General features: G+C 55.4%; 18 protein-coding genes and 1 tRNA gene. 9 read left to right on the plus strand and 10 right to left on the minus strand.

The window, feature by feature from the left end; all coding sequences use genetic code 11:
- Window positions 1–99: 99 nt before the first annotated feature.
- A complete protein-coding gene (locus AC14IB_RS01915) occupies window positions 100–795 on the minus strand; it encodes a TetR/AcrR family transcriptional regulator (RefSeq protein WP_484230305.1) in 696 nt (231 codons plus the stop codon).
- A 94-nt stretch (window positions 796–889) separates the two neighbouring features.
- Here AC14IB_RS01915 and AC14IB_RS01920 point away from each other — a divergent pair, with 94 nt between their 5' ends.
- Both AC14IB_RS01920 and AC14IB_RS01925 read left to right on the plus strand, forming a co-directional pair.
- A complete protein-coding gene (locus AC14IB_RS01920) occupies window positions 890–2,281 on the plus strand; it encodes a GDSL-type esterase/lipase family protein (protein WP_484230306.1) in 1,392 nt (463 codons plus the stop codon).
- 4 nt (window positions 2,282–2,285) lie between these two features.
- On the plus strand, window positions 2,286–4,598 hold the full coding sequence (locus tag AC14IB_RS01925) for a TIM-barrel domain-containing protein (RefSeq protein ID WP_484230307.1): 2,313 nt from the start codon (window positions 2,286–2,288) through the stop codon (window positions 4,596–4,598).
- 194 nt (window positions 4,599–4,792) lie between these two features.
- Here the strand turns inward: AC14IB_RS01925 and AC14IB_RS01930 are convergent.
- A tRNA-Thr gene (locus AC14IB_RS01930) sits at window positions 4,793–4,868 on the minus strand.
- Between the two features lie 205 nt (window positions 4,869–5,073).
- Here AC14IB_RS01930 and AC14IB_RS01935 point away from each other — a divergent pair.
- From AC14IB_RS01935 to AC14IB_RS01960, 6 genes are read left to right on the plus strand one after another with little or no spacing between them, the layout of a single operon-like run.
- A complete protein-coding gene (locus AC14IB_RS01935) occupies window positions 5,074–5,541 on the plus strand; it encodes a pilin (protein ID WP_484230308.1) in 468 nt (155 codons plus the stop codon).
- Between the two features lie 11 nt (window positions 5,542–5,552).
- A complete protein-coding gene (locus AC14IB_RS01940) occupies window positions 5,553–6,707 on the plus strand; it encodes a GspE/PulE family protein (protein ID WP_484230309.1) in 1,155 nt (384 codons plus the stop codon).
- Window positions 6,694–7,737, plus strand: a complete 1,044-nt coding sequence (locus AC14IB_RS01945; RefSeq protein ID WP_484230310.1) for a type II secretion system F family protein — start codon at window positions 6,694–6,696, stop codon at window positions 7,735–7,737. The genes AC14IB_RS01940 and AC14IB_RS01945 overlap by 14 nt, the downstream gene beginning before the upstream one ends.
- A complete protein-coding gene (locus AC14IB_RS01950) occupies window positions 7,737–8,570 on the plus strand; it encodes a prepilin peptidase (protein ID WP_484230311.1) in 834 nt (277 codons plus the stop codon). Before AC14IB_RS01945 ends, AC14IB_RS01950 begins: the two co-directional genes overlap by 1 nt.
- Window positions 8,571–8,582: 12 nt before the next feature.
- On the plus strand, window positions 8,583–9,185 hold the full coding sequence (gene coaE, locus AC14IB_RS01955; RefSeq protein WP_484230312.1) for a dephospho-CoA kinase: 603 nt from the start codon (window positions 8,583–8,585) through the stop codon (window positions 9,183–9,185).
- On the plus strand, window positions 9,182–9,397 hold the full coding sequence (locus AC14IB_RS01960) for a DNA gyrase inhibitor YacG (protein ID WP_484230313.1): 216 nt from the start codon (window positions 9,182–9,184) through the stop codon (window positions 9,395–9,397). Before coaE ends, AC14IB_RS01960 begins: the two co-directional genes overlap by 4 nt.
- On the opposite strand, the gene AC14IB_RS01965 is transcribed toward AC14IB_RS01960, so the two are convergent.
- The 4 genes from AC14IB_RS01965 to AC14IB_RS01980 form a co-directional block, all read right to left on the minus strand.
- Window positions 9,384–10,409 (minus strand): Nudix family hydrolase, encoded by a 1,026-nt coding sequence (locus AC14IB_RS01965; RefSeq protein WP_484230314.1) that lies wholly within the window; start codon window positions 10,407–10,409, stop codon window positions 9,384–9,386. The two genes, AC14IB_RS01960 and AC14IB_RS01965, sit on opposite strands and share 14 nt — an antisense overlap.
- Before the next feature lie 22 nt (window positions 10,410–10,431).
- Complete coding sequence (gene argJ, locus AC14IB_RS01970; protein ID WP_484230315.1) at window positions 10,432–11,652, minus strand: bifunctional glutamate N-acetyltransferase/amino-acid acetyltransferase ArgJ; 1,221 nt, start codon at window positions 11,650–11,652, stop codon at window positions 10,432–10,434.
- 30 nt (window positions 11,653–11,682) lie between these two features.
- Window positions 11,683–14,430, minus strand: coding sequence for a preprotein translocase subunit SecA (gene secA, locus AC14IB_RS01975; RefSeq protein ID WP_484230316.1), 2,748 nt, complete (start codon window positions 14,428–14,430; stop codon window positions 11,683–11,685).
- 142 nt (window positions 14,431–14,572) lie between these two features.
- Window positions 14,573–15,445 (minus strand): M23 family metallopeptidase, encoded by an 873-nt coding sequence (locus tag AC14IB_RS01980; RefSeq protein WP_484230317.1) that lies wholly within the window; start codon window positions 15,443–15,445, stop codon window positions 14,573–14,575.
- Window positions 15,446–15,513: 68 nt separating this feature from the next.
- Between AC14IB_RS01980 and AC14IB_RS01985 the strand changes: the two genes are divergently transcribed.
- Window positions 15,514–15,981 carry a DciA family protein gene (locus AC14IB_RS01985; protein WP_484230318.1) on the plus strand — a complete coding sequence of 156 codons (468 nt, stop codon included), beginning with the start codon at window positions 15,514–15,516 and terminating at the stop codon, window positions 15,979–15,981.
- A 55-nt stretch (window positions 15,982–16,036) separates the two neighbouring features.
- Here AC14IB_RS01985 and lpxC read toward each other — a convergent pair whose 3' ends face one another.
- From lpxC to AC14IB_RS02005, 4 genes are all read right to left on the minus strand, one after another.
- Complete coding sequence (lpxC, locus tag AC14IB_RS01990) at window positions 16,037–16,948, minus strand: UDP-3-O-acyl-N-acetylglucosamine deacetylase (protein WP_484230319.1); 912 nt, start codon at window positions 16,946–16,948, stop codon at window positions 16,037–16,039.
- Window positions 16,949–17,001: 53 nt separating this feature from the next.
- Window positions 17,002–18,222, minus strand: coding sequence for a cell division protein FtsZ (ftsZ, locus tag AC14IB_RS01995; protein ID WP_068860557.1), 1,221 nt, complete (start codon window positions 18,220–18,222; stop codon window positions 17,002–17,004).
- A gap of 131 nt (window positions 18,223–18,353) precedes the next feature.
- A complete protein-coding gene (ftsA, locus tag AC14IB_RS02000; protein WP_068858203.1) occupies window positions 18,354–19,613 on the minus strand; it encodes a cell division protein FtsA in 1,260 nt (419 codons plus the stop codon).
- A 51-nt stretch (window positions 19,614–19,664) separates the two neighbouring features.
- The coding region (locus AC14IB_RS02005) for a cell division protein FtsQ/DivIB (RefSeq protein ID WP_484230320.1) at window positions 19,665–20,391 on the minus strand (727 nt) is incomplete at its 5' end.

The following is a 20,391-nucleotide window of genomic DNA, read 5'->3' on the forward strand; positions in this document are numbered from 1 at the left end:
GGCTTTTTTGACCGGCTGTAATGTCAGTTTAAAGCGAAACCCCTCAGGCCGCCAGCTTAAAAAATGTACTGATAAATCTGCATGCTGCCTAGCTGCTGCTTACGAGGGAACGACCCAACCCTTGACCCCTAACTCCTTGCCTATACCCGCCATGATCCGCTCCATCCCTTCAATTAGCTCTTGCTCAGGCTGCATAAAGTCAGTCGCAATCCAACCATGACAGAGATGAATAATGGCGCCCACCATGCCCTTTGCCATGACATTGAACACACCATCGGATGGCGCATCCTGCACCAACAATGGACGCGTAAAATCGATTAATAACTTCACGAAATCGTCATAACGCTGACCAAAGACGTGACTTAACTGCCCGCGAACCGACATCGCCTCAATCATCAACAGGCGACCTTTTTCGGGGTGTCTTTTCACAAAGCCAAAGGTCGCTGTAAGCCCCGAGCGAACCAACTGGCGCGCATCCTGAAGATGCGGCAGGGTCGCTATTAATATGCTTTGCAGAAACTCTTGGGTGACTGACTCATAAGCCGCCGTGAGCAAACCTTCACGACTCGAAAAAGCCTCATAAAAATAGCGCTTGGTTAGCCCCGCCTCCGCGCAAACAGCATCAATGGTGACCGTCGCAAAACCATCGCGGCCAATCAGTACCACACCCGCCTCGATCAGCTTATTTCGACGCTCAAGCTGGCGCTGTGTTGCCGCCATGCCCGCATAAGGACGCCCCTGTTTGCCAGTAGCTGCGGTTGTTTCAGATTCCGAATCAGTCGTGGGCGAAGTCATAACGGCTACATAAAGAAAGTTGACACTAGAAAGTATCACATTTATTCTGACACTTCAGCGTATCAAATAAGAATAACAAGGTATTGAAGCCACCATGACTTCTCACGTTTCAACGCTTGGCTCGCTTGTCTTCCCTTCACTGGCGTTTGCATTACTAACGGCATGTAGCGACCGTCCCAGCCAACAGGAGTCGGCAAACAATCGCCCTGCGTCATCGCTCGAAAAGCCCTGCACGCCGGTCTCCGATACCCACGAGCAGCACATCGTGACGTCCTGGAAAAATGCCCCCAGTGACGCCCTCATCACCCACCCGATTTCTGGCCTCTCGGTGCGCCAGTCCTTCGCACCTCACTGGCCAGGGCAGACTGTTCGCCTTCGCATCACCAATCGCTATTCCAGCCTGCCGGTAGAGCTGGATCGCGTGCATGTTGCACGCGAACGCGCGCCGGGCAGCGCCGATGTCATACCCGACAGTCAGTGCTTGCTCACATTTGATGGCCAATCCAAAGTCACCCTAAAGCCCGGTGAAACGCGCGTCAGTGATTGGACTCATTATTCAATTACCCCATTTGAGCGCGTTAGCATTAGTTTTCATGCCCCAGGCCTCACGCCACAAGTCACGCGCCATTTGGGGGCAAATGAGTTCGTTTATCTCAGCACACCCGGGGATCATGCCGCCGATGCCAGTGGCGCCGCCTATCAGCAATCACCCGAAGGCTATACCAGCAACTTCCTGGTCATTGAAGCGCTAGAGGTGCTGAGTCGCCCGAGCGTAAAAACACTGGTCGTTGTGGGGGATTCGATTACGGATGGCTCCGACTCCACCACGAGCTTTCTCGGTAAACAAGGCCAAGGCATGACCGCCACCGATCAACGCTATCCGAATCATTTACAGCGCCGCATCCTCAAAGCCGGGCTTCCCATCGCTGTGGCCAATGCTGGCATTGGCGGCAACGAGCTGCTTAATGATGGCTGGCTGCCCCAGTTTGGCCCCGCACTCGTGAAACGACTGGAAACGGACGTTCTGCAAACCACCGGCGTTAGCCATGTGTTGCTGATGATCGGCACCAATGACTTTGGCAACCCCCATCTTGGCGCGGCCCCCACCTCTGCAGAAATGATTGCGGGCTTGAAATCCGTTGTGGAGCGCGTGCAAGCGGCTGGACTAAAAATTGTGCTGGGCACTATCCCGCCAGCCGAAGGCAGCGTCTGGGATGGCCTTCCCGTTTTAGGCGCGACCCCTTTGCATGTGCAAATCCTGCACGGCACTGCAGAAGCGCGCCGGGGTCGTGATGAAACCAACGCGTGGATTCGTCAGCAAAAATTAAGTGACGGGGTAGTGGATTTCGAAGCCTGCCTGAGTGACCCAGATCGGCCGGGCTATCTAGTACCTCAATACAACAGTGGCGACAACTTGCACCCCAGTCCATTGGGCTATGCCGCCATGGCGGATTGCGTCAATTTGAATTTATTTAGCGGAGCTTAAAAAGATGCGCCCTTCCTTCCTTGCAACCTTGCGGCCAAAAATACGATCCACGCGTTGGTCGCTGCTATTTTGTGCGTCACTAATTCCCTTCGCTTTGAGTTCCTGTAATAGCGAAAAAGAAACCGCTGCCAGTCGCCAAGCCGCTGCGTCGCAGTTGGTCATGGGTGAGCAAATGCTCACGCTCAAGTCCGCGTCGGGTCGCGTCGAAATTGATCGCAACCCCCTGCAAGTCCGATTTTATAATGCGCAAAATGCCTTGGTGCTTAAACAGGCAAGCTCCCCCGCTGGCCCGTTGCAACCCGGGCTTGTACTGGATCAACCCGCAGGCGGCAATCTGATTCCAGACCAACTCCTTCATGCCCCATTCAGTTTTTTGCTGGGAGCCTCCGTATCGCCCCAGTTACGCGCCACGCCTTGGGTAGGGAATTACATTACTCAAGCACTGGTCGGCGTTCAGTTTCACGGCACCCAAGTCACTGCGGCGAAGGCCATTCCTCGTGGCGTTGAACTCACCATTGCCACCAATGACCCGACGGGTCGCGTCATTACCGCACGCATTGTTGAAGACGAAGCCTCCAGTTTCGCAGTCAGCGTCTCCGTCACGCCTTCTGCCGGCGTCGCATTTATCGCTGACAGCTTTGTCCTGAAAGCGGATGAGTCCTTTCATGGTTTTGGCGGCCGCCACAACGCGGTAAACCAACGCGGCAAGTCGTTAACCAACTTCATTCAGGCACAAAATGTGGGTGCCGGGCCCGCAGCACCTGTTGCCGACCCACTCTCCGGCAGCGGTAATTCGTTCATGTTTCCCTCCGGTGAAGACTCGGCCTACTACATCTCCACGGCCTTTGCGTCCACCGGCGGTTACGGCTTCTTTTTGGATAGCACCAAACCCTCGCGCTACAACCTGGGCGCTGCCAACCCGAATGCGTGGCAAGTCAACACCCTTGGGGCTGAAATGACCTACCTGGTCATTCCCGGCAGCCTGCCCTCGATTGTGAAAAGCCTGTCGAGCATTCAAGGGCGGCACCGCGTGCCCGACCCCGCCGACTTGGGCCCAACGCTGTCTCGTGCCGTGCGCGTACTCTCTGCCGAGGCCGATACTGCCGAGACCTATGAAGCAAAAATACGCGATGACTTAAAGCGCATTGACGCAGACAAGTTGCCGATTAAGGGCTACGTATTTGAGGGCTGGGAAATTCTCCCGCGTGAGAGCAGCCGAGAGATCATCCAAACATTGCATAAGCGCGGCATTCGAGCCTATTTGTATATTCGCAACTATGTGGGCATTGACCCCGCCAATACCGAGCGCCAAGAGACATTTGTGGAGGCGATTACCAACCGATATGTCACCACCGACCGCTTGGGCCTGCCCTATTTCTTTGGCACGCCCTTTGGCGGTCTCGGAGCAGCTATCGACTTCACTAACCCAGAAGCGGTGAAGTGGTGGCAGGGCCGCATCCGTGAAATGGTGCTGGATCTGAGCGCCGATGGATTCATGCAAGACTTTGGCGAACACATTGCGTTGGATATGCATTTTCACGATGGCAGCACCGGCGAAACCATGCATAACCACTACCCCACGTTGTTCCATAAAACCACGCGTGACGTGCTGGATGACGTCGAGAAAAAAACAGGCCGCAAGGTATTTTTCTGGACTCGCGCAGGTTACTCCGGCCGCAAAGGCAGCTCCGCCTATGAGTCGGCCAACTTCCCTGGCGATGAAACCAGTGACTGGTCACGCGCCTCCGGCATCGCCTCACTCACTACCGACATGTTGAGCCGAAGCGCGACGGGCTCCTATGGTTTCAATACCGATATTGGCGGTTACTTTGACTACCATGTGGGCGCTGCGGATGCAGAGCTCTTTACCCGCTGGTCATTCTGGGCCGCGTTATCGCCCGTTTTCCGCGTGCATAACTCATCCAGCAATGGCGTGCGCATGCCATGGTTCTACGGTGATCAAACCTTAGCGCATTGGCGCAAAGCCGCCGACTTACACTTGGCCGCAGCGCCTTTAATTATGCGTTTGTGGAAGGAAGCGCAAGAGACCGGCATTCCACCGACACGCGGCCTCTGGTTCCACTACCCAGACGACGCCCGTGCCCGCTCTGAAGACCAACAATGGATGCTGGGGCCAGATGTCATCGTTGCGCCGGTTGTTACCCAGGGCGCGATCACGCGAAAGGTCTACTTACCAAAAGGTTGCTGGGTGCATGTGGAAACCAGCCGCGAATTTAAAGGCCCTGCCGATGTCACCGTACCGGCCCCGGTCAATTCTTTACCCTACTTTTTTAAATGTGGTACCAAGCCGTTCTAGACAGAACGGCTTGGAGCGCTGAGTTGAAGTTGAGCAGCACGTCTAACGAAATGGATGTGCTGCTTCTATCGCTTGGAAAATGATGCTATCGAATAATCAACATCATCCAAAAGTACATCTCGACAGCTATTGGACAATAACTCGTTAACTGAGCGATAGACGGCGCATTATTCACGCCAAGCTGTTGATTTATATGGTGCCGGCAAGAGGAGTCGAACCCCCGACCTTCGCATTACGAATGCGCTGCTCTACCTACTGAGCTATGCCGGCAAAATCACAAACGAGCGTTTGTGTGGGCGGCGATAATAACGAGCCACCCTCGCCCTGACAAGCGCAGCCCCCACACCGACCTGCTTAAAATTTAGTTTCAGACGGCCCTAGCGAAAGCGATGTTTCGTTCCTAGCCTTTAGTCATGAGCATGCGGCTCTGCGTGAGATCACTCAGCATCTCCCGCCTTGGCAAGGAGGCCACACCATGAAATATCCCGTTCAGTTACAGCACCCATCACAACACGGATTTAGCTTGATCGAGCTCATGATCGTGATCGCGATCGTCGGCGTTCTCTCCGCTGTGGCAATTCCGCAATATCAAAACTACGTCATGCGGGCGAAATGGTCCGTCAATCTCAGCCAGATCGAGCCGTTAAAGTTAGCTATCTCCGAGTGCCTACTAGAGAACGGAATGACCAGTTCAGCGTGCGATACCGCCGCTGAAATTCAAACCACCCTGCCTCAGCCCAAGTATGCGGCCAGCAATGGCATCACCGTGTCGAGCACCAGCACAACCCTGACTGTCGCGGTCGTAGGGAATAACGAGGCGGGGTCCTGCAAAATTGAAATGCAGGTCGACACCAGTGCCGGCGATGCCATCTGGACTGGAAAAACAGTGGCCAACGGGTCTGCGCCTAGCTGCAGCAAACAGCAAACCGGTCTCGCAATTTAAGGGCAACTGCCATGAGCCTGATGTTGTCGGAAGGCTTGGTTTTGCCTCGGCAAGACCAAGAGGTGGTGCCCTGGGTCACCTCGCTCTTGATACGAGCTCAGCAACTCGGGGCATCTGATCTGCATATTGATCCGCAGCCGCAAGGAGCCTGCCTGCGCTTAAGGATTAATGGTTTACTGCAGGACTGGCTCGATGTACCCCCACTTTGGCAGCCACGACTGGTTTCTCGGCTGAAAGTGATGGCGCAAATGGATCTGGCCGAGAAGCGACTACCTCAAGATGGTCGCCTTGGCGATGCTGGCCAGGGGCTGAGCCACATTCGTGTGGCGAGCATCCCTACTCTGCATGGCGAGAAGCTGTGCTTGCGACTAGCGGATGCAGGTAACACGGCAACGCTAGCCGCATTACATCTTCCCGCGAGCACTGAGCATGCCTTGCTTCATCATTTGACCCGGCCGGACGGTTTGATCCTGATCACCGGCCCCACCGGCGCCGGCAAAACCACCTCGCTCTACGCCTGTTTACAGCACCTAAATGCCCGTCACCGTCACATCGCTACTATTGAAGATCCCGTTGAGCGACTACTACCCGGCATTAACCAAACGCCCATACAACCGCGTATAGGCTTGGGCTTTGCTGAAATACTTAAAGCCCTGCTTCGTCAGGACCCAGACGTTTTAATGGTCGGTGAAATTCGTGATCGTGAAACCGCAGAAATGGCTTTACAGGCCGCGGAAACCGGGCATCTCGTGCTGTCCACATTACATTCAGGCACTGCAATTGAAGCACTCGGCCGATTGCGGCATTTAGGTGTTCCCGCCTACCTGCTCGCCGATAGTTTGCGCTTGGTTGTCACGCAGCGACTTATCCGGCGCTTGTGTGATCGGTGCAAAGTCATTGACACCCAGCACGGTGGTTTTAGCGCCGGACACGGTTGTGAGGCCTGCCAACAAGGCCATAGCCAGCGCATTGGTTTGTTTGAGCATATTGAGATGTCACCCGCACTAGCCCAGCTCTGCCTCTCGGGTGCAGACAGGCATGCGCTTCAAGCCTGTGCGGTAAAGTCCGGCTGGTCGAGCTTACGCGCTAACGGTGAAGCCTTGTGGCAACAAGGCTCTGTCAGTCGCCATGAATTGCATCGCGTACTGGGCTATGAGGAAGCCTAAGCCGGCCTCTGCGCTTCAGCAGCAACGCTGGCTTAAGCAACTGGCGACGTTATTACACGCGGGTATTGCCCTTCACCCTGCGTTATCGCTGCTGCATCTGCAGTGCTCTAGCAACCTGCAAGCCTATTGGCAGCCGGTTCTGACGGGCATCGAGCAAGGTCAAGGGTTTGCCGCAACGCTGGCGCATCAAGCCGGATTCCGACGCAGCGATGTGCAACTGCTGGCCGTGGCGGAGCGCTCTGGTCAGCTCGATCTTCAGATTCAGCGCCTAGCGCAGTGGCAGGCGCGGCGCATCCAATTAAAGGCCCAAGTGGTAGCTTCGATACGCTATCCATTAGCTGTGCTTATGGGTGCACTGGCTGTCACCACTTTTCTGCTGTGGCGGGTCGTGCCCGGCTTTGCCGATCTCTATCAAAGCTTTGGTGCTGAATTACCGTGGCTGACTCTCCAGATCATGGCGCTGAGTACGCTCGTTCAATGGCTGACCATTCCCAGTATCGCGCTGCTGACGGTGCTGTTGCTTTGGGCTAGGCACGGCTGGAGAACGCGAGCACCATTTCGATCATTTTTACTCAAGGTCTTATGGCATTTACCCTTAGCCGGCGGCCTATCCAAAGCCTATTGGTTAGGTTTGTGGCACCGTACACTCCACGAAACCCTACGCGCCGGGCTACCCTTATTGGACGCCCTCACTGAAAGCGCGAGCTTGGTGGCGGAGTCGCCGCTGTCTCCTGCCCAAGCTGAGATTTATCAAGCGGTTGCTCAGGGCCAACGACTCTCAGATAGCCTTGCATCACTGGCAACTTATCCCTCCCATAGCGCACAGATGATCGCGATTGGCGAGGAATCCGGTATGCTCGTCGGTCTGCTAGATGAGTTGGCTAAACACTTTGAAGATGCACTTGAGAGTCGCTGTACTTTGCTACTCAAGTTGCTTGAACCGGCATTAATGGCGGGCCTCGGTGTGCTCGTCGGGATCATCGTCATGGCGCTGTACTTGCCTTTGTTTGAACTAGGAAATGCGATTTGATGGATAACACCCTGCTGCTGGCCTTAATCGCCCTGCTCGGCCTGATTTTGGGCAGCTTTGCCAATGTCGTGATTTATCGTTTGCCGCGCATCATTGAGCAAGAATGGCAAGCAGAGCTGGAGGCCTACCTGGTGGAGCAAGGCATCAAGCCGGAATCCGCTTCACCCACGCCCTCATTGTCGCTGAGTCTGCCGCGCTCTCACTGCCCACAGTGTGCAACCCCCATTCGCTACCGTGACCTCATCCCAGTGCTCAGCTGGCTATCCCTGCGCGGACGCTGCAGCCACTGTCGCGCCGCCATCAGTATTCGATATCCGCTGGTGGAGCTCATCAGCGCCGTCTTAGCGGTAGTGGCGTGGCAGTTCAGCGGAGATGTGTTGGGCGCGCTTGCGGTCTACGGCTTCTCAATGACGCTGGTGGTCGGTGGCATCATCGATTGGAATAGCCAATGGCTGCCCGATCGCATCACCCTACCGCTACTTTGGGTCGGGCTATTTCTCGCCAGCATCGGCCAAAACCCGTTAGGCCTAAGCCTTCAGCAAGCGCTCTGGGGTGCCATGGCCGGCTTCTCCGTTTTCTGGCTCATGGCGACCGGCTTCCGATTAGTCACCGGTCGCGATGGCCTGGGCGGTGGCGATACAAAATTACTCGCCGCGCTGGGTGCCTGGCTGGGTGGTTTAGTGCTGCCCCAACTTCTGCTTATATCTTCGTTGCTGGGGTTGCTTATTGCGCTCTGGTTCAGAGTCCGTAAAGGCGCACTGGGGGAGTTCCCCTTCGGCCCTGCGCTTGCAGCCTCGGGGTTGCTGTTGTTCTGGTTCCCACTTCCTTTGTAGAGAAAACGCAGCATGGCAAGCTGGATTTTAGGCATCACCGGCGGCATTGGCTCCGGCAAAACAGCAGCAACGGATTACTTGCACTCCCTGGGCATCACCATTGTGGATGCCGATGTGGTGTCACGGGAAATTGTGGCGCCGGGCCAACCCGCGTTAACGGCTATTCATCAATATTTTGGCGATGAGGTCTTGCTCGAAAGTGGCCAGCTCAATCGTCCGTGGCTACGTCAGCGGGTGTTCTCCGATCCTGAGCAACGATTGGCGCTTGAGGCTATCACTCACCCGGCCATACGCGAAGGCTTAAGACAACAACTGCAGGCCGCTACATCACCTTATGCGGTACTGGCGTCGCCCTTGCTGTGGGAAAGTGGCCAGGTCAATTTTGTGCAGCGCACCCTGCTGATTGATGTCAGCGAGGCCACGCAAATGCTCCGTGCCAGCCAACGCGATGGCGTTAGCGCAGAACAGATTAAGGCCATCATGCAAGCGCAATGGTCGCGTGGCCAACGCATGGCAAGAGCCGATGACATCGTTAGCAATGAAGGCAGCGTGGCGGATTTGCAGCGTCAGTTAGATACACTGCATCAACAGTATTTGGAGTTAGCGTCAGCATGACAGCGGAAAACACATCCTCCTCGGTCACCCGCGTGGTGAAGTGCCCGAGTTGCAGCAAGCCCGTGGTTTGGGGTGCTGCGGCGACCTACAAGCCTTTTTGCAGCGATCGCTGCCGTCTGCTCGATCTAGGCGCGTGGGCTAGCGAAAAATATGCCATTCCAGCCACTACACCGCCTGATCTGGATGATTTCGATGCTGCTAAAACTGACTGATGCCGGCCACACCCTGCCCGCCTAATGAGCGGGCATAAGCCGCATGACTTGGCGTAACGCCCCCCAAAGCGTAAACCGGCACCGTGGCCCCGCGCACAAGCGATGCCCATGACGGCCAGCCCAAGGTCGCCGCACCCGGATGGGATGGCGTGTCTAGCACAGGCGACAAGAACACAGCATCCACCCCTAGCTGCGTGGCGCTGGCGAGCTCGTCGGCGCTATGGCAGGCCGCCGTGAATTGCTGCTCTGGCCTCGCCTTAAGCGTCTCCAGCACCACGCCCTGCGTTAGGCACTGCTGAACCTGCCCCTGCGTTAGGTGGAAATGCGTTACGGCCGGCCACTGCTTCAGCAAGGCCGTCTCGCCATGCAGGCTCAGTGCAACATGATCGTGTGCGGCATGCGTCAACAAAAAGCGCTGAAGATAGTCGGCAGCCTGTGCATAGTTCTTTGCGGACCAGTGCGGTAGGCGCAGCAGCCAGCCCTCGCGCTGATCTGAAGAGGCTTGCAGGGCAGCCGGCAGGCGCTGCTCAGCCCAGGACTGAAGAGCCGTCAGCGATGCAAACGCGGGGGTAATACGCCACCGCATGGGCATACGCACAGCCGACACGATGGGTCGGTTGGCCGCAGGGAAAGGACGTTGAAGTAGATCATCTGGGCTTACCCACGCCACAGGCTGCCCTTCTCGGCCTAGCTGGTGAGGCGTTTCCGGTAAACCCGTTAGATAAGACTCGCCGGTCCAACGTGTAACTTGCCACACCGACAACTCAACCGATTTATCGGGATAGTCATGGCGAATACGAATGAGCGGCTCAAGCGCGGTAGGTGTTAACCCGAGCTCTTCGGTGAGCTCGCGGCTTAAGGCTTGCGCTTCGGTCTCGCCCGCCTCGACTTTGCCCCCGGGAAACTCCCACAAGCCCCCCTGATGCGTGTGCAAGGGACGCTGCGCGAGCAACACGCGGCCATCGCGCTCACGAATGACCGCGGCAACCACGCGAAGCAAGGCGCTAGACATCAGAGCGGGCGAACTTACGCACTTAAGAACGGTAGTCCGCGTTAATTTTGACGTAGTCGTAGGAGAAGTCGCAGGTCCAAACCGTATCGCTAAAGTTGCCACGACCCAAATCAATGCGGATAGTGATCTCGGCCTGCTGCATCACAGCGGCACCCTGAGCTTCGGTGTAGGACGCTGCCGCGCCGCCGTTTTGGCAGAGCAAAACATCGTCTAACCAGACATTGATTTTCGACACATCCAAGGTCGGCACACCGGAGCGACCAATCGCAGCCAAAATACGACCCCAGTTCGGGTCAGAGGCGAAGAACGCGGTTTTAATCAATGGCGAATGCGCCACGGCATAGGCCACATCACAACACTCTTGAATATTGCCGCCGCCTTCTACGCGAACCGTCATGAATTTCGTTGCGCCTTCACCATCACGCACGATGAGCTGCGCCAAGCGCAAGAAGACCCGGGTCAGTACCGTATGCAGGGCGCTATAAAGCTCGCCTTCAGGTCGGGTCACTGGCGCATTTCCCGCTTTGCCGGTAGCAATCAGGACGCAGGCATCGTTGGTGGAGGTATCGCCGTCGATGGTGATGCGATTGAAAGAGCCTTCCACGACATCACGCAACAGGGCTTGCAGCACATCCGGCGCTACCGCAGCGTCCGTCGCCACATAACCCAGCATGGTGGCCATGTTCGGACGAATCATGCCTGCACCTTTAGAGATGCCCGTCACGGTGTAGGTCTTACCGTCTACCGTGAATTGCTCGCTGGCACCTTTCGGCAGCGTATCTGTGGTCATGATGCCGTGCGCAGCTGCAGTCCAGCTATCCGCATCCAGCGCTGCCAAGGCGGCAGGCAAGCCCGCCTGCAAGCGCGCTACCGGCAATAACTCGCCAATAACGCCGGTGGAAAAGGGCAGTACCTGTTCAAGCGCTACGCCCGTCAATCCTGCTAATGCTTGGCAAGACACCTGAGCGGCTGCCATACCGGGTTCGCCGGTACCGGCATTGGCGTTGCCGGTGTTAATCACTAAGTAACGTGGCGATCCCGCTTGCAAATGTGCTTTGGCCACATGCACTGGAGCGGCACAAAAAGCGTTGGTGGTAAACACAGCCGCCGTCGCTGCACCTTCCGCAATTTCAAAAACCACGAGGTCGCGACGATTCTTATACCGTATGCCCGACTCAGCAATGCCAATACGCACGCCGTTGATGGGCAGCATGACGGGTAGCGACAGATCACCCACAGCCATGTCGAACTCCTTACTAAGCGTTAAGCTGGCTTAGGCCAGCTGACCGTGACAATGTTTGAATTTCTTACCCGAGCCACACGGGCAAGGATCGTTGCGGCCTACTTTCGCGCCATCGCGAACAAAGGTTTGCGGCTCATCGGCACGGACTGGCGTCTGCAGTGGCTCACCGGCCTCAACCGCAGCCATTTCGGCTTCAGCGGTAGCGGCATCGGCATGATCGAAGTGCAGGGCCATAGCCTTGGCTTCCGCTTCACGCTGCGCTTCCATGGCAGCAACTTCTTCCGCTGTCGGCACGTGCAGACGCGCCAGCGTTTGGATCAGCTCCAACTTAACGGCGTTAATGAGCTGCTCAAACAGCTGGAAAGCTTCGCGCTTATATTCTTGCTCAGGATTCTTCTGGGCATAGCCACGCAAATGAATGCCCTTGCGCAGGTAGTCCATGGCGGCCAGATGGTCTTTCCAATGGCGGTCGATAATCTGCAGCATGACCTGCTTTTCTAGCTGGTTAGCCGTGTCATCGCCCATGCGTTCGCGCTTATCCAACCACGCTTGCAAAATCGCTTTACGCAGACGCGCACGAACGCCTTCTTCATCGAGCTTGCTGTCTTCATCGAGCCAAAGCTGCACGGGGAAGGTCATGCCAAAGTCAGTCTGTAATGCCTGCTCAAGACCGGCAATGTCCCACTGCTCATCCAAGCTTAATGGCGGGATGTAGGCATTAATAATGCTGTCCACCACGTCATCATGAATGAGCGTGACGTTTTCACGAATACTGCCCGTGCTGAGGATGTCATCACGCTGGGTATAGATGGCACGGCGCTGCTCATTGGCCACGTCGTCATACTTCAGCAAGTTTTTGCGGATGTCGAAGTTGCGCGCTTCCACTTTGCGCTGCGCGCCTTCGATCGACTTCGAAACCCAAGGATGCTCAATGGCTTCACCCGGCTTCATGCCCAGTGAACGCATCATGCTCTTCACACGGTCGCTAGCGAAAATACGCATCAAATCGTCTTCTAGCGACAGATAGAAACGCGTCACACCCGGATCGCCCTGACGACCCGCACGACCACGCAGCTGGTTATCAATACGACGAGACTCATGTCGTTCGGAGCCAATAATGTGCAGGCCACCCGCAGCGATTACGCGGGCGTGATCCTCTTCCCAAGCCTTACGCAGCGCCTCGGTTTGCTCCGGTGTAATAGCGTCGCCTAATTTAGCGGCTTCGGCTTTCCAGTTACCGCCGAGCAGAATATCGGTACCACGGCCGGCCATGTTGGTCGCGATAGTGACTGTACCGGAACGGCCCGCCTGGGCCACAATTTCAGCTTCTTGCTCGTGGAACTTGGCGTTCAGAACACGATGTTCAATGCCTTCTTTCTGCAATTGACGCGACAGTAATTCACTGGTCTCAATCGTCGCCGTACCGACCAGAATCGGCGCGCCTTTCTCTCGATACTCTTTGATGTCTTTAACAATCGCCAAGTACTTGTCTTCTGGGCTTAAGTAGACCAAGTCATCATGGTCCACACGCACCATCGGGCGATGCGTTGGAATCACCACCACATCTAAACCATAAATTTGGTGAAACTCGGGTGCTTCCGTATCGGCCGTACCGGTCATGCCGGACAATTTGCGATACAGGCGAAACAAGTTCTGGAAAGTGGTGGTAGCCAGTGTTTGGTTTTCTGCCTGAATCGGCATGCCTTCTTTGGCTTCCACGGCTTGATGCAGGCCTTCGGACCAGCGACGACCTGGCATGGTACGACCGGTGTGCTCATCCACAATCACTACGTCACGGCCCGTGATGATGTAATGCACATCACGCTGGAACAGCACATGCGCCTTGAGCGCAGCATGCACGTGATGCAGTAAATTCAAATGGGCGGGCGAATACAGGCTTTCTCCTTCCGCCAATAGCCCCATTTCCACCAAGCACTGCTCAACAAACTCATGACCAGCTTCCGTCAACTCAACTTGGCGGCCTTTTTCGTCAATCCAATAGTGACCGCCATCGACGTTTTCTTCCTGAGCCTGACGCGTGAGGCGCGGAATGAGCAAATTGATCTGGGTATACAAACGCGAAGAGTCTTCGCTAGCGCCAGAAATAATTAAGGGGGTACGTGCCTCATCAATGAGGATAGAGTCGACCTCGTCGATCAGTGCATAAGCATGGCCGCGCTGAAAGCGATCCTCTAATCGGAACGCCATGTTGTCGCGCAGATAATCAAAACCGAACTCGTTGTTCGTGCCATAGGTGATGTCAGCACGATAAGCCGCACGCTTCTCCTCTGGCGGTTGTTGCGAGCGCACCACACCCACGGTGAGTCCAAGAAACTCAAACAGCGGACGGTTCCATTCAGCGTCACGAGCGGCCAGGTAATCGTTCACCGTAACCACATGCACGCCTTCACCAGACAAAGCGTTTAAGTACGCCGGCAGTGTTGCCGTCAGCGTCTTACCTTCACCCGTACGCATTTCCGCAATACGGCCTTCATGCAGCGTAATACCGCCAATCATCTGCACATCGTAATGACGCATGCCCAACACACGCTGAGCTGCCGTTCGACAAACAGCAAAGGCTTCGGGCAAAAACGCATCCAGACTTTCACCGGCTTGGAAGCGCTGCTTGAACGAGGCCGTCTTAGCCCGAAGCTCTTCATCAGACAGTGCATCCGTCGTGGCCTCAAGCGCATTAATGCGCTCGACGATCTGACGCATACGCTTTAGTTCACGATTATTTTTGGTACCGAACAAGCCGCTGACAAAACGAGAAAACATGGTCACTACTCAGAAGATAGGCAAATCAGCGCAACATTCTACCTGCTTTCCCTAGTCTGGAAAGTGTTGTGTGCTAGAGAGATGTAGAAAGCAATAGCCCGGCACAAGGGCCGGGCTATTAGAACCGCAAAAACAGGTGAATTTAGCGTTTTGCGACTCGAATAAACGTGGTGGGATCAATTTGTTTGCCGTTACGCAGCACTTCATAGTGCAAATGCGTCCCCGTGGATCGCCCCGTCGAGCCCATATAGGCCACCAGCTGATCTTTGCTGACCATATCGCCAGCTTTCACCGCGACCGCACGCGCATGTGCATAACGAGTCACCAAGCCATCGCCGTGATTGATTTCAACGACATTGCCATAACCTGTGCGTTGGCCAGAATACGTCACTACGCCGTCCGCTACTGAGTACACATCGCTGCCTTCAGTCCCGGCGAAATCAATGCCGCCATGGAATGCGGTACGACCCGTCATGGGGTCTGCACGATAGCCAAAGTTTGAACTGATGTAGGCGTCACGCACCGGCATGTTATTGAGATTGACCTGCTGACGACGGCTTTGCAGCACTTTATCGAGTGCTAACAATTGCGCCTCGCGCAGCTCAAGAGCGGTACCTAAGGAAGATAAAGATTTATCGACGTCGGCTGTTGTTTCAGGCAGCTCAATGGGGTGCTCTGGACCACCCATCGGCGGCTTGCGAGAAAAATCAAATTCGTCCCCTTTCACTTTGGCACTCTCAGCCAAATGTGCGCCCAACGCATCGATACGCATCATGCGGGCCTGAATATCGGCCATGCGTGCGGCCATGGCAGCAAGCTCTTCCTGCTGCGCAAGGTCAGCCGCACTGAGCTGCGCCACCGGCGAGGATGTGAGCTTGTTGTAAGCCCAATAGCCAGTCGCGCCGATGCTACTGGCCAGCACAAACAGACCTGCTGCCGCGCTGCCAATAATTTTAGGATTTAACTGCAATCGAATCGGACGATTATGCTTGCGGTTAAAAAAAATAATGTTCATCTCGAATACCTCTTGGCGAACGCGCGCACTTTGCGCATGCTGAACGCCTTGATCTGCGATCACTACTCATGAATCGAAAAGCACAACCGACCGCACTTAAAGACTTACTCAAGCTCGGCAGCTTTTCGCCTTTGCTGCAGGGGAACTCCCTGCGCGCAACCCATGAGATGATTTGGCAACAAATAGTTGATGAATCCATCCGGTCTTCTTGCCGGTTAACTTCGCTGCGAGAAGGAACACTCACCGTGTGCGCAGATCATGCGACCACCGCCAGCCAGTTGCGCTACCTACAGAAAATCCTGCTGCAACAACTGAAGCAACACACTGAATTCAACTCCGTTCAGCGCTTGCGCATTCTCATTTCAACAGCGTCCCCGTGCCTACCTACCTCTGCAAAACCCTTGCCAACCCTAAGTGAAAATGCGGCAAAGCATCTGCAAGAAATGGCAGATTCCTTGGAGAATTCGGAGCTTAGCGGAGGTTTCCGTCGTTTGGCAAGCTATACCCTCAAGAATCGCAAGGGTACAAACGAATAAAAAACGCGCAATTTAAGCGCGTTTTTTATCTTTTCAATCGCATTCAACGCGCCAATTAATGGATCGCATCCGCCTTGACGTAGCTGATCGGGGTCAGGCGCTCATCTGGAAAAGTGACCTCTTCCCAAGCATCAGGATTATCAAATATGGCCCGGAGCAGTTTGTTATTGAGCGCATGACCGGACTTGAAACCCTCATATGCACCTAAAATGCCCATACCGAACAAATACAAGTCGCCAATGGCATCCAGCATTTTGTGACGGACAAACTCATCCTCAAAACGCAGGCCATCTTGGTTCATAACACCTTGATCATCGACCACGATAGCGTTGTCCATGCTGCCACCGAGAGCGAGGTTATTGGCACGAAGGTATTCAATATCACGTAAAAACCCGAAGGTGCGAGCTCGACTCACTTCATTGACAAAGGCGGTGGTCGAAAAATCGACGCTGGCCCAGCGATGCTCATCCCGAAAAGCAGGGTGATCAAAGTCGATGGTGAAGGACACTTTGAAGCCATCATAAGGGTCGAAGGCGGCAATCTTGTCACCGTCTCTCACTTCTATGCGGCGCTTAATGCGAGCAAAACGCTTGGGCGCTTCCTGTTCCACGATTCCGGCGGCTTGAATCAGAAACACGAAAGGCCCAGCGCTGCCATCCATAATCGGAATCTCGGGTGCACTGACATCGATCACGGCGTTGTCGATGCCAAGGCCCGCGAGAGCCGACATGATGTGCTCAACGGTACCGACGCGGACATCACCCATCACCAGATTGGATGACATCATGGTCTCGCGCACCAGCAAGGCTTGTGCCGGAATAACGACTGGCGGTTCGAGGTCCGTGCGGCGAAACACGATACCCGAATCGACAGGCGCAGGCCTCAGGGCGAGAAAGACTTTCTCGCCACTGTGGAGGCCGACACCGCTGGCGCGGATGACTTGTCTGACGGTACGTTGCTTGAGCATTTGTAACAAATCATGTCAAAGGTGGCTCATGGTAGCAGAGCCGCCCTGACGGCTCAATCAGCCTGACGACGCAGGAATGCTGGAATGTTCAGCAAACTGGTATCACCACGACGTGTACTGCCGGCTTCTTTGTTTCGCTCCCAGGTTGGGCGATCGTACTTCGCATACGGATCTTGCTCAGGCGCTGGCACCGAACCCCCATTAACGACCTGCTGCACGGGCACAGCCATTGTGGGTTGCTGCACCACTTGCACGGTTGGCGCAGCTGCCACCAGAGTCATACCCGCCTTGGGTTGTGCAGCACGCATTGCGCTGGCCTTCGGCAAGCCCGTGGCCACAACCGTGACGCGAATTTCATCGCCCAAGGTTTCGTCGAGAATCGTACCGATCACCACCGTGGCAGTTTCGGAGGCAAAATTCGACACGATGTCACCGACGGTTGAGAACTCGTCTAGACCCAGGCTTTCGTTAGCTGCAATCGACACCAGCACGCCACGAGCACCCTTGAGCTGAACATCATCGAGCAGCGGGCTGTGGATGGCCATTTCGGTAGCGATGCGCGCACGCTCTTCACCTTTTGCCGAACCGGTGCCCATCATGGCCAAGCCTTGCTCGGACATGACCGTACGCACGTCGGCGAAGTCGACGTTGATGACGCCGGGATTCAGAATCATGTCGGCAATGCCCTGTACGGCACCCTGCAACACATTGTTGGCGGCCTTGAAGGCGTCTACCAGCGACACCTTGCCGAGGACTTGCAGTAACTTGCCGTTAGGAATAGTGATTAACGAGTCCACATGATGTGACAGCGATTCGATGCCCTGCTCGGCCACATCCATGCGCTTTTTGCCTTCGAACGGGAAAGGCTTAGTCACCACACCGACCGTCAGAATGCCCATCTCACGAGCAACTTCAGCAACCACTGGCGCACCGCCGGTACCCGTACCGCCGCCCATGCCAGCGGTAATGAACACCATGTCGGAGCCTTGCAGCGCTTCGCGAATACGATCGCGATCTTCAACCGCTGCCTGACGACCCACTTCAGGATTTGCGCCAGCGCCCAAACCGCGCGTCACGTTATCACCCAGATGCAGCAAGGTTTTGGCATTCATTTTATTGAGTGCCTGCTTATCGGTATTCGCGCAGATGAAGTCAACGCCTTGCACATCGCTATTAACCATGTGCTCAACTGCGTTGCCGCCGCCACCGCCCACACCAATCACCTTAATGATGGCTGTGCCGAGTTCCGGCGTGTTGTCTGCAAATTCGAAAATGTTCGTCATGTTATTTCTCCAGCCCCTAAGGGCTTCCGCCGTTTTTTATAAGTGTTGCGCCGTGAGGCTTCCTGCCCTTTCCGATGGCCCGCCTAGCCATCGGTAAAACTGTTGCTCGTAAGAGCCAATACTCAGAAGTTGCTGGCGAACCAGCCCTTCATTTTTCCAATAAAACTGGCGCCTTCGTCTTCGCGACGCTGCACACGATTTGACCCTGTCAGCCCGGAGGCCAGGGTACGCTGCATCCCGTAGAACAACAGGCCAATGCCGGTGGCATAAATCGGGTTATGTAATAGCTCTTCCATGCCGCCGAGCTTCAATGATTTCGGCATGCCAATGCGAACAGGCAAATGGAAAATGGATTCGGCCAACTGCACCGCACCCTCAATTTTGGCTGAGCCGCCCGTCATTACCACACCAGCAGCTAATTGATCGGCATACCCGCAACGCTCCAGCTCCATCTGCACAATGCTGAAGAGCTCTTCGTAGCGTGGCTCAACCACGGCCGACAAGGTCTGACGAGCCAGGGTTCGCGCCGGGCGATCACCCATGCCGGGCACGCTGATGGTTTGCTCAGGGTCGACCATTTGTGGCACGACACAGGCGTAGCGCACTTTAATTTCATCGGCGGCAGGCGTGGGCGTTCTTAAGGCCATGGCGATGTCGTTGGTGACTTGATCGCCGGCAATTGGAATCACGGCCGTGTGGCGAATCGCGCCGCGAACAAAGACAGCGATATCGGTGGTGCCACCGCCAATATCGACTAAGCAAACACCCAAATCCTTTTCATCATCGGTGAGCACGCCATGGCTGGAAGCCACTTGCTCAAGCACGATGTCATCAATGGCGAGGCCAGCACCACGAACGCATTTCTCCAAATTTTGGGCTGCATTCGCTGAACAGGTCACCAGGTGGATATGGCCCTCAAGGCGAACACCCGCCATGCCTAAGGGGTTACGCACATCCCCTTGGTCGTCCACAATAAATTCCTGAGGCAACACATGCAGAATGCGTTGGTCTGCGGGGTTGGCACCGGACTTAGCGGCATCAATCACGCGCTCGATGTCGGTCTGCGTGACTTCGCCATCCCGAATAGCCACAACAGCCTGCGAATTGCGGCCACCAATGTGACTGCCGGCGATACCAATATAGGCCGAGTGAATTCGGCAATCGGCCATCAATTCCGCCTCAGCTACTGCGCTTTGAATGGCTTCCTGCATCTGGTCAATATTGACCACCACGCCCTTTCGCATGCCTTTCGATGGCTTCATGCCATAGCCCACAATTTCCAGACTCTGCTCCGCCTGGTTAATTTGGGCGACCATGCAAACCACCTTAGAGGTGCCGATGTCTAACGCAACAATCATGGGAGCCTGTGTCATATTTGCCATCTCTGCCTTCCTGGTCGCGAGCGACCGATTACCTCAATCAAAAAACTAAAATCAACCCTGACGCCAGCCAATGGCAACGCCATTGCGATAGCGCAGATCAATGCGTGCGATGCTGCCAATATCCGCGGCTAACTGGCGGTCATAAAGCACGGTAAAGCGCTCTAGTTTGGCCAAGGTGTCTTGTGCGTCGACCAACACCTCAACGCCCCCTTCTAAGGTCAGCAACCAACTCATCCGACCCGTTAACTGCAAGGACTCAATACGCAAGCCCACACGGTGCAAAATACGGTCCATTGCTTGGTACTGCTGCAATACAAATCGCGACTGCGCACGCGGGCCATCCAAACGCGGCAGGCCTGCTAAGCCCATGACTCGTTGTGGTCGAAACACATCGCCATGACTGCTCACTAAACCGTCATCGCCCCAATGCGCTAGGGCGCGTTTTTCCACCAATGTCACGCGCAGGTTATCGGGCCATTGGCGGCTGACTTGCGCCTGAGCCACCCAAGGGTAGCGCTGTGCCAAGGCTTGCAACTCGCTAACGTTGGCTGTGAAAAAATTCCCTCTGACCGTGCGCTCAAGTGAAGCCAACAACTCTTCACGCTGCGTCTGCACCAAGTCACCGGTAATTTCGACGTGACGAATCGGGGTTTCCAATGCCCAGTTTTTAGCCATCACTTGCAGGCCGGCACCAATCACCAGCACGGCACTCAAGGACATGACCCACACCAATACATTCAAGGCTCGCGAGCCTTGCTCACCCAAGCAGATCGGAAGA

The organism is Perlucidibaca sp. (assembly GCF_057084925.1).